At 51.7% G+C, this 14,851-nt stretch carries 11 protein-coding genes and 1 pseudogene; 8 read left to right on the top strand and 4 right to left on the bottom strand.

The annotated features are described in order from the left end of the window. The 4 genes and pseudogenes from AB4K05_RS20020 to AB4K05_RS20005 form a co-directional block, all read left to right on the top strand. A pseudogene (locus AB4K05_RS20020) lies at positions 1-166 on the top strand (dimethyl sulfoxide reductase subunit B); the annotation flags it as partial. A 1-nt stretch (position 167) separates the two neighbouring features. Continuing rightward, positions 168-1,031 carry a dimethyl sulfoxide reductase anchor subunit family protein gene (locus AB4K05_RS20015; protein ID WP_368481616.1) on the top strand — a complete coding sequence of 288 codons (864 nt, stop codon included), beginning with the start codon at positions 168-170 and terminating at the stop codon, positions 1,029-1,031. 262 nt (positions 1,032-1,293) lie between these two features. Next, on the top strand, positions 1,294-2,445 hold the full coding sequence (locus AB4K05_RS20010; RefSeq protein ID WP_368481615.1) for an MFS transporter: 1,152 nt from the start codon (positions 1,294-1,296) through the stop codon (positions 2,443-2,445). A 187-nt stretch (positions 2,446-2,632) separates the two neighbouring features. After that, a complete protein-coding gene (locus tag AB4K05_RS20005; RefSeq protein WP_368481614.1) occupies positions 2,633-4,051 on the top strand; it encodes an APC family permease in 1,419 nt (472 codons plus the stop codon). A gap of 84 nt (positions 4,052-4,135) precedes the next feature. Here AB4K05_RS20005 and pflA read toward each other — a convergent pair whose 3' ends face one another. From pflA to ycaO, 4 genes are all read right to left on the bottom strand, one after another. After that, complete coding sequence (gene pflA, locus AB4K05_RS20000) at positions 4,136-4,876, bottom strand: pyruvate formate lyase 1-activating protein (protein WP_368481613.1); 741 nt, start codon at positions 4,874-4,876, stop codon at positions 4,136-4,138. A 205-nt stretch (positions 4,877-5,081) separates the two neighbouring features. Continuing rightward, positions 5,082-7,364, bottom strand: coding sequence for a formate C-acetyltransferase (gene pflB, locus AB4K05_RS19995; RefSeq protein WP_368481612.1), 2,283 nt, complete (start codon positions 7,362-7,364; stop codon positions 5,082-5,084). 54 nt (positions 7,365-7,418) lie between these two features. Beyond that, the gene (gene focA, locus AB4K05_RS19990) at positions 7,419-8,276 is read right to left on the bottom strand and encodes a formate transporter FocA (RefSeq protein ID WP_368481611.1); all 858 of its coding nucleotides are present in this window, start codon (positions 8,274-8,276) and stop codon (positions 7,419-7,421) included. Between the two features lie 404 nt (positions 8,277-8,680). Beyond that, positions 8,681-10,441: a 30S ribosomal protein S12 methylthiotransferase accessory factor YcaO gene (gene ycaO / locus AB4K05_RS19985; RefSeq protein ID WP_368481610.1), complete on the bottom strand. Its 1,761-nt coding sequence runs from the start codon at positions 10,439-10,441 to the stop codon at positions 8,681-8,683. 127 nt (positions 10,442-10,568) lie between these two features. Between ycaO and AB4K05_RS19980 the strand changes: the two genes are divergently transcribed. From AB4K05_RS19980 to cmk, 4 genes are all read left to right on the top strand, one after another. Beyond that, entirely contained in the window at positions 10,569-11,261 is a 693-nt protein-coding gene (locus AB4K05_RS19980; protein ID WP_368481609.1) for a DUF421 domain-containing protein, read from the top strand. Positions 11,262-11,423: 162 nt separating this feature from the next. Continuing rightward, the gene (serC, locus tag AB4K05_RS19975; protein WP_368481608.1) at positions 11,424-12,512 is read left to right on the top strand and encodes a 3-phosphoserine/phosphohydroxythreonine transaminase; all 1,089 of its coding nucleotides are present in this window, start codon (positions 11,424-11,426) and stop codon (positions 12,510-12,512) included. A gap of 73 nt (positions 12,513-12,585) precedes the next feature. Next, positions 12,586-13,869, top strand: coding sequence for a 3-phosphoshikimate 1-carboxyvinyltransferase (gene aroA / locus AB4K05_RS19970; RefSeq protein ID WP_368481607.1), 1,284 nt, complete (start codon positions 12,586-12,588; stop codon positions 13,867-13,869). A 187-nt stretch (positions 13,870-14,056) separates the two neighbouring features. Continuing rightward, on the top strand, positions 14,057-14,740 hold the full coding sequence (cmk, locus tag AB4K05_RS19965; RefSeq protein ID WP_368481606.1) for a (d)CMP kinase: 684 nt from the start codon (positions 14,057-14,059) through the stop codon (positions 14,738-14,740). Positions 14,741-14,851 lie beyond the last annotated feature (111 nt).

The raw sequence follows: 14,851 nt of genomic DNA, 5'->3' as shown, positions 1-14,851 counted from the left end.
CTTCGGTCCGATTGAAGAGCTGCGTCAGAAACACGGCCAGCTTGCAGCGGTTGCGCCGTTGCCATCGGCGCACTTCACCAAGCCAAGCATCGTGATTAAACCAAACGCCAATGCACGTCCGTGCGGCGACACAACCGGCTATCTGGCCAACCCGAAGGAGGTGTGAGATGGGAAGTGGATGGCATGAATGGCCGCTAATGATCTTCACGGTCTTAGGGCAATGCGTAGCCGGTGGTTTTATCGTCCTGGCGTTAGCGCTGATGAAAGGGCAACTGACGCGAGAGCAGCAGCAGCGTGTGGTGTTGAGCATGTTCGCGCTGTGGGTGCTGATGGGAATAGGCTTTATTGCCTCTATCCTGCATCTTGGCTCCCCGCTGCGTGCCTTTAACTCGCTTAACCGTATCGGCGCATCGTCGCTGAGTAATGAAATCGCCAGTGGCTCTATCTTCTTTGCCGTTGGCGGAATCGGCTGGTTGCTCGCCGTGACCAACAAGCTGTCGTGCGCGTTGCGCAGCCTGTGGCTGGTGGTAACGATGGTGCTGGGCGTGGTGTTTGTGTGGATGATGGTGCGGGTCTATAACACCATCGATACCGTACCGACTTGGTACAGCGTCTGGACGCCGCTGAGTTTCTTCCTGACGTTGTTTATCGGTGGGCCGCTGCTGGGCTATCTGCTGCTGTGCTGGGCCAAAGTTGGAGGCTGGGCGCTGCGTCTGCTGCCAGCAGTGAGTCTGGCTGCGCTGGCAGTGAGCGTAGTGGTTTCGCTGATGCAGGGCGTCGAACTGGCGTCTATCCACAGCTCTATCCAGCAGGCTTCTGCGTTGGTACCTGATTACGGTTCGCTGATGGCATGGCGCGTGGCAGCGATTATCCTCGCGCTGGTATGCTGGGTGGTGCCGCAGCTAAAAGGCTATCAACCCGCTCTGCCGCTGCTGAGCTTGGCATTTGTGCTGGTGCTGGTGGGTGAGCTGATTGGCCGCGGTGTGTTCTACGGCCTGCATATGACCGTCGGCATGGCGGTAGCCAGTTAAGTAAAATAAGCTGCCAGGGCAAGCCTGCCCTGGCACTTTTTGTTCATGAATTTTTTCAACTGAACCTTCCTCGCCTTTTTTACTCAATTTCAATAAAAACAATCAAATAGATTTCTGTCATGAATATGTTTTGTGACGCTGAATAAGAAACTTCAATCGTTCAGTGATAAAGCGCGTATCGGCGGAAATCAGGTAGATTGACAATGTTTTTAGCAGTGGCATGATGCGCTCGAAATCTGTCTATCCTCACGGTTTGAAGCCCATGTCCACCTATACTCGCCCAGTGCTGTTATTGCTCTGTGGCTTACTCTTATTGACGCTGGCGATCGCGGTATTAAACACGCTCGTCCCGCTTTGGCTTGCCCATGAAAATCTGCCAACTTGGCAGGTTGGGATGGTCGGCTCGTCCTATTTCACCGGTAACCTGGTAGGCACTATGCTCACCGGGCGTCTGATTAAACGCTTGGGCTTTAACTTCAGCTATTACATCGCGTCGCTGATATTTGCGGCGGGCTGCGTTGGGTTAGGCTTTATGGTGGGCTTCTGGAGCTGGATGTTCTGGCGCTTCATTGCTGGCGTCGGTTGCGCCATGATTTGGGTGGTGGTCGAGAGTGCGCTGATGTGCAGTGGCACCTCCCGCAACCGTGGGCGCCTGCTGGCTGCCTATATGATGATGTATTACATCGGCACCGTGTTGGGTCAGCTTATTATCAGCAAGCTGCCGACCGATATGGCGACTATTCTGCCGCTGATGACCGGAGTCATTCTGGCCGGTATTCTGCCGCTGCTGTTTACCCGCATCCTCAACCAGCAGAACGAACCCTCAGAAGGCAGCACCCGCGTCTGGCCGATGTTCAAGCTTCGCCAAGCGCGTTTAGGTGTCAATGGCTGCATTATTTCCGGTATCGTGCTGGGTTCGCTGTACGGCCTAATGCCGCTGTACCTGAACCATCGGGGCGTAAGCGATTCGGGCATCGGTTTCTGGATGGCTGTGATGGTCAGCGCAGGCATATTGGGACAGTGGCCGATTGGTCGTCTGGCAGATCGCTATGGCCGCTTGCTGGTGTTGCGCGTGCAGGTATTTGTGGTGATCCTTGGCTGCATCGGGATGTTGAATCAGGCGATGATGGCACCTTCGCTGTTTATCCTCGGCGCAGCGGGCTTCACGCTTTACCCAGTGGCGATGGCCTGGGCCTGTGAAAAAGTAGAGCATCATCAACTGGTCGCCATGAACCAAGCGCTGCTGCTTAGCTACACCATTGGTAGTCTAGTGGGCCCAACGTTCACCGCGATGCTGATGCAAAACTATTCCGATAACCTGCTTTTTGTCATGATTGCTAGTGTATCGTTTATCTATCTGATGATGCTGTTGCGCAAAGCCGGACATCATCCGACGCCGGTGGCCCACGCATAATTTTACCAGCGCGCTATTTTCAAAATAGCGCGCCTATAATCTCCTGCCTCAGAACCAATAACCCCATTAAATGTGCGGGATGTTGGAGTTTTGCTCGATGGTATTACCATTTTTCCCCTGCCTGCTCGCATAATCATCCGTCGAAAAATAACGCATTTGCGAAAATAACATTCAAGGAACGGAATTTATGGCGAGCGCTCAAGAAAAGCAGTTGCGATGGTACAACATCGCGCTGATGTCGTTCATTACGGTTTGGGGCTTTGGTAATGTCGTCAACAACTACGCTAACCAAGGGTTGGTGGTCGTCTTCTCATGGCTTTTTATCTTTGCGCTTTATTTTACGCCGTATGCGCTGATTGTCGGTCAGCTAGGCTCGACCTTCAAAGATGGCAAGGGCGGGGTGAGTACGTGGATTAAAAACACCATGGGGCCAGGGCTGGCCTATCTGGCGGCGTGGACCTACTGGGTGGTGCATATTCCTTATCTGGCCCAGAAGCCTCAGGCCATTTTGATTGCGCTGGGCTGGGCGCTGAAGGGGGATGGCTCGCTTATCACCGAGTACGGCGTAGTGGCGCTGCAGAGCTTTACGCTGGTACTGTTTATCTTCTTTATGTGGGTGGCATCCCGGGGCATGAAATCGCTGAAGCTGGTGGGATCGATTGCTGGGATCGCCATGTTCGTGATGTCATTGCTGTATGTCGTTATGGCGGTGACCGCGCCGGCCATTACCGAGGTCAAAATCGCCACTACCAACATCACCTGGCGAACGTTTATTCCCCATTTTGATTTTACCTACATCACCACCATTTCCATGTTGGTGTTTGCCGTGGGCGGTGCGGAAAAAATCTCCCCTTACGTGAATAACACCCGTAATCCGGGCAAAGAGTTCCCGCGCGGCATGATTTTCCTCGCGGTTATGGTTGCGCTGTGCGCCATCCTCGGCTCGCTGGCGATGTGCATGATGTTCGACTCCAATAACATCCCCGATGATCTGATGGCCAACGGTCAGTATTATGCTTTCCAGAAACTTGGCGAGTACTACGATCTAGGCAATAGCCTGATGGTTGTCTACGCGATAGCCAACACGCTGGGGCAGATTGCCGCGCTGGTGTTTTCTATCGATGCGCCGTTGAAGGTGCTGCTGAGCGATGCCGACAGTCGCTATATTCCCGCGAAACTCTGCCGTACCAACGCCTCGGGCACGCCGGTAAACGGCTATCTGCTGACGCTGGTGCTGGTGGCGCTGCTGATCATGTTGCCTACGCTGGGTATTGGCGACATGAACAATCTGTATAAATGGCTGCTGAACCTGAACTCGGTGGTGATGCCACTGCGCTATCTGTGGGTGTTTGTCGCCTTTATCGCCGTGATCCGTCTGGGGCAGAAATACCGCTCGGAGTACGTTTTTATTCGTAACCGGACGCTGGCGATGACCGTTGGCGTATGGTGTTTCCTGTTTACCGCGTTTGCCTGCTTGACCGGGATTTTCCCGAAAATGGCAGCATTCACGCCGGAATGGATTTTCCAGCTGTCGCTCAACGTGGCGATGCCGTTCGTGCTGATAGGTCTGGGGCTGATTTTCCCGCTGCTGGCGCGCAGGCGTTAAAAAAGATAACCCGGCGTAAAGCCGGGTTATGAACATCATGGTGGCGCTTGAATTTGCCAGATAAAACTGGAGGAGGACAGGGGATTAGTACATCACCTTATGACCATACTGTTCAAGGATGCCCTTGACGCGTTCCATGGTCTCTTTCTTCGGCGGATGAACGCCGTCCAGTTTGTATTCTTCGCCCATCGCCACCCATTTGTGCTTGCCTAGCTCATGATATGGCAGCAGCTCGATCTTCTCGACGTTACCCATATCGCGTGTGAACTCGCCCAGACGGTGGGCGGAATCGTCATCGTCTGACCAGCCAGGGACGACGACGTAACGGATCCAGACGTTGATATTTTTGTTTGCTAAATAGCGGCAAAACTCCAGCGTGCGGTGGTTAGACACGCCGACCAGATTCTGGTGAATATCATCATTCATCTGCTTGAGATCGAGCATAACCAAGTCTGTGACTTCCAGCAGCTCATCAATCACCGGATCGTAACGACGCACGAAACCGTTGGTGTCGAGACAGGTATGAATGCCTTCTTTATGGCAAGCGCGGAACCAGTCACGTACGAATTCAGCCTGCAGAATAGCTTCGCCGCCGGATGCGGTAACGCCGCCGCCGGACGCGTTCATAAAGTGGCGATAGGTCACCACCTCTTTCATCAGCTCTTCAACGGTTATCTCTTTACCGCCGTGGGTATCCCATGTGTCACGGTTGTGGCAGTACAGGCAGCGCATCAGGCAGCCCTGGAAGAAGGTAATAAAACGGATGCCTGGGCCATCAACGGTGCCACAGGACTCAAAGGAGTGAATACGACCAATTACAGACATTGCGGTGTTATCTCCAGTTCTTCCCGGCTTTACAGCCAGGTTTGCGAGCACGGTTATAAAGCCGCGTCGAGTTTATTTTGCGTGTTAACCTGATTATAGAAGTCAGCAGGCAAAATCCACTCAGCGAGTGTTGCTTATAAGAAAGGCCCCACCGAAGTGGAGCCTTTATTTTACGCGTTTTTAATCGCGATTTCAGTCAAATCTATTAGATAGATTGAGTGAAGGTACGGGTGATAACGTCCTGCTGCTGTTCTTTAGTCAGGGAGTTAAAACGTACTGCGTAGCCAGATACACGAATGGTCAGCTGCGGATATTTTTCCGGGTTTTCCATTGCGTCGAGCAGCATTTCGCGGTTCATAACGTTAACGTTCAGGTGCTGACCGCCTTCGATAGACGCTTCGTGATGGAAGTAACCATCCATCAGGCCTGCCAGGTTGGTTTTACGAACGTCGTCGTCTTTACCCAGTGCGTTAGGAACGATAGAGAAGGTGTAAGAGATACCATCTTTAGCGTAAGCAAACGGCAGTTTAGCAACGGAAGTCAGAGAGGCAACAGCACCTTTCTGGTCACGACCGTGCATTGGGTTAGCACCTGGACCGAACGGAGCGCCTGCGCGACGACCATCTGGGGTGTTACCCGTTTTCTTACCATAAACCACGTTAGAGGTGATGGTCAGAACAGACTGAGTTGGGATAGCGTTGCGGTACATAGTCAGTTTCTGAATTTTCTTCATGAAACGTTCTACCAGGTCAACGGCCATGTCATCTACACGTGGGTCGTTGTTACCAAACTGCGGATATTCGCCTTCGATTGCGAAGTCGATAGCCAGACCGTCTTCGTCACGAATTGGTTTAACTTTCGCATATTTGATTGCAGACAGGGAGTCAGCAGCAACGGACAGACCTGCGATACCACACGCCATGGTGCGGATAACGTCACGGTCGTGCAGAGCCATCAGAGACGCTTCGTAGCTGTATTTGTCATGCATGTAGTGAATGACGTTCAGCGCGGTGACGTACTGTTTAGCCAGCCAATCCATAAAGTGATCCATACGATCCATCACTTCGTCGAAGTTCAGGAGATCACCTTTGATTGGTTCAGATTTAGGACCAACCTGCATTTTCAGTTTTTCATCAACGCCGCCGTTGATTGCGTACAGCATGGTTTTCGCCAGGTTTGCACGAGCACCGAAGAACTGCATTTGTTTACCAACGATCATTGGGCTTACGCAGCAAGCGATAGCGTAGTCATCGTTGTTAAAGTCAGGACGCATCAGGTCATCGTTCTCGTACTGCAGAGAAGAGGTATCGATGGACACTTTAGCCGCGTATTTTTTGAACGCCAGTGGCAGTTTTTCAGACCACAGAACGGTGATGTTCGGCTCTGGAGAAGGACCCATGGTGTACAGGGTGTTCAGGAAGCGGAAGCTGTTTTTGGTAACCAGGGTACGGCCATCAACGCCCATACCGGCGATGGATTCAGTTGCCCAGATTGGGTCACCGGAGAACAGTTCATCATACTCAGGGGTACGCAGGAAGCGAACCATACGCAGTTTCATGACCAGGTGGTCAATCATTTCCTGAGCATCAAGCTCGGTGATTTTGCCAGCTTTCAGGTCACGTTCGATGTAGATATCCAGGAAGCTGGAAGTACGACCGAAGGACATTGCAGCGCCGTTCTGAGATTTAACAGCGGCCAGGTAGCCGAAGTAAGTCCACTGAATAGCTTCCTGAGCGTTGGTAGCAGGACCAGAGATATCGCAGCCATATTTAGCAGCCATTTCTTTGATCTGACCCAGTGCGCGGTGCTGTTCAGCGATTTCTTCACGCAGACGGATAGTCGCTTCCAGGTTTACGCCGTTTTCCATGTCAGATTGCAGAGACAGGAACTGTGCGTATTTGTCTTTCATCAGGAAGTCGATACCGTATACGGCGATACGACGGTAGTCACCGATGATACGACCACGGCCATATGCATCTGGCAGACCAGTCAGAACGCCAGATTTACGGCAGTTCAGGATGTCTTTGGTGTAGACATCGAATACGCCTTGGTTGTGGGTTTTACGGTATTCGGTGAAGATTTTTTTGATCTGAGGATCCATTTCGCGGTTGTACGCTTTGCAGGAGTTCTCGATCATTTTGATGCCGCCGAACGGAATCAGAGCACGTTTCAGCGGAGCTTCAGTCTGCAGACCAACAATTTTTTCCAGCGCTTTGTTGATGTAGCCAGCGTCATGGGAAGTGATGGTAGATGCAACGGAGGTGTCAAAGTCAACTGGCGCGTGAGTGCGGTTTTCCAGTTTAACGCCTTCCATAACGTTGTCCCACAGCTTAGTGGTCGCATCAGTTGCGCCAGCCAGGAAGGACTCGTCACCCTCATACGGAGTGTAGTTTTTCTGGATGAAGTCACGTAAGTTTACTTCATTCTGCCAGTCACCTTTGGTAAAACCTTCCCAGGCTGTGGCTAACTTTTCATTAAGTTCGGACATGTAACACCTACCTTCTTAAGTGGACTTTTCTTTACTGCTTGGAGCAACTATCAATTAATGACGGTCACCGCCACGCAGATAAATGACCCAGTATGTCAACCCAACCAGCAAACCGCCGCCGATAATGTTCCCGATAGTGACGGGAATCAGGTTATCGGTGATGAAGTTCATCACGGTTAGGTGAGAGAAACTTTCCGGAGAAGAACCGACAGCGGTCCAGAATTCCGGGCTAGCAAAATTGCGTACAACGATACCCATCGGGATCATAAACATGTTGGCAATACTGTGCTCAAAACCGCTGGCAACGAACATGGCAACCGGTAAAACCATAATCATGGCTTTATCCATCAAGCTGCGGCCAGAGTAGCTCATCCAGACTGCCAAGCAGACCATCAGGTTTGCTAGGATGCCGAGAGCAACGGCTTCAATAAATGTATGGTGCATTTTGTGGTCAGCGGTTTGCAGGACGTTTAGCCCCCATCCGCCGTTCGCTGTCATATATTCACCAGACAGCCACATCAGCAGCACGAATATCAGGCAGCCAATCAGGTTACCAACATAGACGTTGAGCCAGTTTTTTGCCAGTTGACCCCAAGTGATTCGGCCGCTGGCTTTCGCAACTACGATAAGTACGGTCGAAGTGAAGAGGTCGGCACCACAAATAACGCAAAGAATGAGGCCTAGTGAGAAGCAGATACCACCAATCAATTTCGCAATGCCAAACGGCATGCCAGCTGTACCTGTGGTGGCTGTAATGTAAAACACAAAAGCAATCGAGATGAAGACGCCCGCAGTAATCGCCAGATAAAAGGTTTTCAGCGGATGCTTGGTTGCTTTATAGACACCTGCTTCTTCGGCAACTTTTGCCATTGCAGCAGGGAGAAGTAGATCAAAAGGGTTGTCAGCTTTCACACTAACTCTCTCTTTTTATTTAATCGGCGACGAGATACTAACAAAGCATTATAGATGAGAATTTGATGTAGATCATATCTCGCCTGGCTTATAGGCCTGCAAATCGGATGGTTTTTCAGCGAAAGCAGGGTAATATATTGAATATAAAGATAAAAATAATTTTTAATATTTGCAAATTCAGTTGAAAATTTTCTTCACCCTTCATTTTGCTGGTTAATTAAAATGGAGTAATGATCATAGAAATTAACAATAAAAGTAAGCTACTAATAATTGAGTTTACTTATCTTTAACTTTATTTTCACACTCAACTAAAACGAAGCGCGGAAATAAAAAAGGGGCTCATAAGAGGCCCCGTAATATAACGTAGAGTTGCAGGTTAAACCTACTATTTCTACGGATTTGTCTTATTTAGCCCAGAACGCAGCCTTTGCGCGCTGCAGTTTTTCGTAGGCCTGTAACAACGACTGATGTGCCGGGAAGGCTTTTAACGAACCGTCAACCGGCTGCAGGCCATAGAATGCCTCTTCGCCGCTCAGCGCAGCGCTAGCTGCTTCGACAGCGTCCGCGCCGTACATACGTACGAAAGCGTTCAGATACTGTAAAGGCTCGCGCTCTTCTTCCTGAGACAGCAGCAGCAGGGTCTGCAGGCAACGGTAGTAGTTCGCGCGTTCAGCGCTAAACACCGAAGCGTTGAACTCCATTGTCCACTCCGTCCAGATCAGCGCCTGCTCAAGATCGCCGCCTGCCAGTGCCAGCATAGCTTTAAGCTCACCAACACGCAGGGTGTACCAGCCGTTGTCGGAACCCGTCGCCAGGCCCAGCAGTTCGCGTACGCGGGTGAAATCGTCCAGACCTTCATCATCGATCTGTTCGATAAGATTCAGATACTCTTCTTTTTCCCACTCGCTGCCCGGCAGGGAGAGAATGGTTTCGCGCAGGTGGCTGCCCATATTGTTATTCGCCAGCCACAGGTCTTCAGCCGGATAAATGTCGGACATACCCGGCACGATGATGCGGCAAGCGTAAACGCTCAGGTGCTCATAGTCGGCGATGTACACTTCTTTATCTTCTTCTTTGAAGATAGCCATCAGGGTCGCGAACTCTTCTTCAGTGGTACCGGAGAAGTTCCAGTCAGCGAACGGATAGTCAGCGTCCTGCTTGAACAGATCCCAAGAGATAGAACCGCTGGAATCGATGAAGTGGGTTTCGAGGTTGGTGTGTTCGGCAACTTCTTCGTCATCGAAGGTTGGCGGGGTGAACACGTCGAGATCTTTCAGACCACGACCCTGCAGCAGTTCTGTGACGGTACGCTCCAGCGCCACGCCAAAGTCCGGGTGCGCGCCGAAGGAGGCGAAGCAGGTACCGTTTTCTGGGTTGAACAGTACTACGCAGATAACCGGATATTTACCGCCCAGCGAACCGTCGTAAGCGAAGATTGGGAAACCTTCATCTTCCAGCGTTTTAATGGATTCCACCACACCCGGATAGCGAGCCAGCACTTCGGCTGGGATCTCCGGCAGGCTGATGCTTTCCGCAATAATGCGGTTTTTCACGTGGCGTTCGAATACTTCTGACAGACCCTGAACGCGCGCTTCATTACGGGTATTACCCGCAGACATGCCGTTAGACACGTACAGGTTAGCGACGATGTTCATCGGAATGTAGATGGTCTTATCATCAGACTGACGGGTGAACGGCAGGCCGCATACGCCGCGATCGTCGTTACCGGATTGCAGATCGACCAGCATACTTGCGCTTAACTGATCGTCAGGATCGTAGAACGCACGCAGACGAGCATCGAGCAGACCTTCCGGCACTTCGTCATCTTCGGTCAGCGGGAACCATTTTTCGTTCGGATAATGCACGAATGGCCCGTTGGCAATTTCTTCACCTAACCAGAAGTCAGCGAAGAAATAGTTGGTAGACAGGCGCTCGAAATATTCACCCAGCGCTGAGGCCAGCGCCGCTTTTTTAGTCGCGCCTTTACCGTTGGTAAAGCATAAGGAACAGGCTTTATCGCGAATATGTACTGACCAGACGTTAGGTACAGGATTCAACCAAGAGGCTTCTTCAATATCGAAACCGAGGTCGAGCAGCTTTTGCTGGAAGCGGGCGATGGAATCTTCCAGCGCGGCATCTTTGCCGGGTATATAGGTCTGCGTCATAGCAATCTCTTTTGTCGTACGGAAAGCGCGCAATGATACGGGTTTTGCGTGACAGGTGCTATCTCCGGCGAAAATAAAAGGCGGGGCTATGCTTAAGGGAACAACCTCCCGTTAAGGCATTGAAAACATGAAAGCGTTTGATCTTCATCGGATGGCATTTGATAAAGTCCCGCCCGAATTTTTAGGTGAGGTGGCGCTGCGAACTCTATTTACTTTCCTACTGGTCTTTCTGTTCCTCAAAATGACTGGCCGACGCGGTGTTCGGCAGATGTCGCTTTTTGAAGTGCTGATTATCCTCACGCTGGGTTCGGCGGCAGGGGACGTGGCGTTTTATGACGATGTGCCGCTGGTGCCCGTATTGGTGGTTTTTGTCTGCCTTGCACTGCTGTATCGGCTGGTGATGTGGCTGATGGCAAAAAGTGAAAAATTGCAGGATTTACTGGAAGGGAAAGCCATCGTCATTGTGGAAGAGGGGCAGCTGGCTTGGGAAAATTTGCGCAAAGCCAATATGACGGAGCTGGAATTTTTCATGGAGCTACGCCTCAATAGCATTGAGCAACTCGGACAAATCCGCTTGGCTATCATGGAAACCAATGGCCAGATTAGCGTGTTCTACTATCCCGATGACGACGTAAAGCCGGGCCTGTGCATTCTGCCGCAAAGCTTTGTTCAGCGGTATCAGGTCGCACCAGAGCCTGCCGAGTATGCCTGTACAAAATGTAGCTACGTAACGCGCCTGAAGGCGGGCGACCGTCAATTGTGCCCGCGTTGTGCAAATCCGGAATGGACGAAGGTTAGCCGGGCTAAACGGTTCGCCTGACAGCCATTTTGTCGGTTTAGCGGCGGCAGGATGGAAGAATGTATTGTGTGATGGGGGCCGCATTTTACGGGTCATCCGTTTTAGACATTGCGGCGCGTGTCACTGAATGATAAAACCGATATCCACAGTTATTACTTATGACTTTTAGCGTGGTGAGGGAAAATGGCTCAGGTTTTTAATTTCAGTTCAGGTCCAGCAATGTTACCGGCAGATGTGCTTAAACTGGCGCAGCAAGAACTTTGCGACTGGAACGGGTTAGGTACGTCGGTAATGGAAGTTAGCCACCGTGGTAAAGAATTTATCCAAGTGGCGGAAGAAGCAGAAAAAGATTTCCGTGACCTGCTCAGCATCCCTTCCAACTACAAAGTGCTGTTCTGCCATGGCGGCGGTCGTGGCCAGTTTGCCGGTGTCCCGCTGAATATCCTGGGCGATAAAACTACCGCCGACTATGTTGACGCTGGCTATTGGGCTGCAAGCGCGGTCAAAGAAGCGAAAAAATACTGCACGCCGAACGTCATTGACGCCAAGGTAACCGTAGATGGCAAGCGTGCCGTGAAGCCAATGCGCGAATGGCAGCTTTCCGATAACGCCGCCTACCTGCACTTCTGCCCGAACGAAACCATTGATGGCATCGCCATTGAAGAGACGCCAGACTTTGGTAAAGACGTCGTCGTGGCTGCAGATTTCTCCTCCACCATTCTTTCTCGTCCGATTGATGTCAGCCGCTACGGCGTTATCTACGCGGGCGCGCAGAAAAACATCGGTCCTGCTGGATTAACCATCGTTGTTGTGCGTGAAGATTTGCTGGGTAAAGCACACGTTGCCTGCCCGTCGATTCTTGACTACACCGTCTTAAACGACAATGACTCTATGTTCAATACGCCGCCGACCTTTGCCTGGTATCTTTCCGGCCTCGTGTTCAAATGGCTGAAAGAGCAGGGGGGCGTCGATGCCATGGATCGTATCAATCAGCAGAAGGCCGATCTTCTGTATAGCACCATCGATGGCAGCGATTTCTACCGTAACGATGTGGCGAGCGCCAACCGTTCTCGTATGAACGTTCCGTTCCAACTGGCAGATAGCGCGCTGGATAAACTGTTCCTCGAAGAGTCATTTGCTGCTGGTCTGCATTCGCTTAAAGGCCACCGTGTGGTTGGGGGTATGCGTGCCTCTATATACAACGCGATGCCGCTGGCCGGTGTCCAGGCGCTGACGAACTTCATGCAAGACTTCGAACGCCGCCACGGTTAATCTATTTCTATCTATTCATCCCCACGGACATTCCGTGGGGTTTTTATTTTTTGTTTTTTGAGAGTTGAGTTTCATGGAATCCCTGACGTTACAACCTATTGCGCGTGTCGACGGCACCATCAATCTGCCTGGTTCGAAAAGCGTGTCGAATCGTGCGCTGCTGCTGGCCGCGCTGGCCCGTGGCACAACGGTCCTGACCAACCTGCTGGACAGCGATGATATTCGCCACATGTTGAACGCGTTGAAGGCGCTGGGAATTCGCTACACCCTGTCTGACGATCGTACGCGTTGCGAAGTGATTGGGCATGCAGGCCCGCTGCACTCTGCCGATTCACTTGAGCTATTTCTCGGCAATGCGGGCACGGCAATGCGTCCGCTGGCAGCCGCGCTGTGCCTAGGCAGCAATAACATCGTGCTGACCGGTGAACCGCGCATGAAAGAGCGACCAATCGGTCATCTGGTCGACTCCCTGCGTCAGGGCGGCGCAGAGATTGAGTATCTGGAGCAGGAAAACTATCCGCCGCTGCGCCTGAAAGGCGGTTTCAAGGGCGGGCGCGTTGAGGTTGACGGTAGCGTATCCAGCCAGTTCCTAACTGCGTTGCTGATGGCGGCCCCGCTGGCCCCGCAGGATACCACCATTGCCATTAAGGGCGAGCTGGTATCGAAACCGTATATTGATATCACGTTGAATCTGATGAAAACCTTTGGTGTAGAGGTGGATAATCAGAACTACCAGCACTTCGTTGTGCGCGGCAACCAGCAGTATGTTTCACCGGGCCAATATTTGGTGGAAGGTGACGCCTCCTCTGCTTCTTATTTCTTGGCTGCTGGCGCCATCAAAGGCGGTACGGTCAAAGTCACCGGCATTGGCCGTCACAGCGTGCAGGGTGACATTCGTTTTGCCGATGTGCTGGAGAAAATGGGCGCGACTATTACTTGGGGCGATGACTTTATTGCCTGTACCCGCGGTGAGCTTAACGCTATCGATATGGACATGAACCATATTCCCGATGCGGCGATGACCATTGCCACTGCGGCCCTGTTTGCCAAAGGCACCACGACGCTGCGCAATATCTACAACTGGCGCGTAAAAGAAACTGACCGCCTGTTTGCGATGGCGACCGAGCTGCGCAAAGTGGGCGCGACCGTGGAAGAGGGCGAAGACTACATTCGCGTCACCCCTCCTACGACGCTGAACTTTGCCGAAATTGGGACCTACAACGATCACCGCATGGCGATGTGCTTCTCGCTGGTGGCGTTGTCTGATACGCCAGTCACCATTCTCGATCCGAAATGTACGGCGAAAACTTTCCCGGACTATTTCGAACAGCTGGCACAAATCAGCACGCTTGCCTGACCTCTGCTGTAAACGTAAAAACACGTACTTTCTGGGCTGGTATCTGACCAGCCCACTATACTTATCAATCCACCCGCTCTTCTCAAGGCTAATTCTGGAATTCGCAGACAAAGGTAACCGTCGAGCGCAGAGATGCGTATAATGCGCGGCGTTTACGTTGAAGATGCCCTTTGTTAAGGAGATAGAGATGACGGCAATTGCCCCGGTAATTACCATTGATGGCCCAAGCGGCGCGGGTAAAGGCACATTGTGCAAAGCCATGGCAGAAGCGTTGCAATGGCACTTACTGGATTCGGGCGCGATTTATCGCGTACTGGCTTTAGCTGCGCTGCATCATCATGTTGACGTGGCGTCTGAAGATGCATTGGTTCCACTGGCAACCCATTTAGATGTCCGTTTTGTCTCTACCGAAGGAACGCTGGAAGTTATTCTTGAAGGTGAAGATGTCAGCGGTGAGATTCGCACTCAGGATGTGGCTAATGCTGCATCACAGGTCGCGGCGTTCCCGCGCGTTCGCGAAGCACTGCTGCGTCGCCAGCGTGGTTTTCGCGACGCTCCAGGCCTGATTGCGGATGGCCGTGATATGGGCACCGTAGTGTTCCCCGATGCGCCAGTAAAAATCTTCCTTGATGCTTCATCGGAAGAGCGCGCCAACCGCCGCATGCTACAGTTGCAGGAAAAGGGCTTTAGTGTTAACTTTGAGCGCCTTTTGGCAGAGATAAAGGAGCGTGACGACCGCGATCGTAATCGTGCTGTTGCGCCATTGGTTCCTGCCGCCGATGCTTTAGTGTTGGATTCCACCACCTTAAGCATTGAGCAAGTAATTGAAAAAGCGTTAGACTATGCGCGCCAGAAATTGGCACTCGCATAAAACGCGACCGAATTTTTGTAGTACCCCCGCGACAATGGAATGTAAGCGGGTATGTGAAACAACCCCATCCGACATGGTGTCAGATGGACGTTAATCTAACTTTTGAAGATT

Source organism: Kluyvera sp. STS39-E (genome assembly GCF_040932435.1).
In the GTDB taxonomy this organism is placed as follows: domain Bacteria; phylum Pseudomonadota; class Gammaproteobacteria; order Enterobacterales; family Enterobacteriaceae; genus Kluyvera.
Note: the sequence above shows the minus strand (reverse complement) of the source record. Positions and strands in the feature narration are given on the sequence as shown.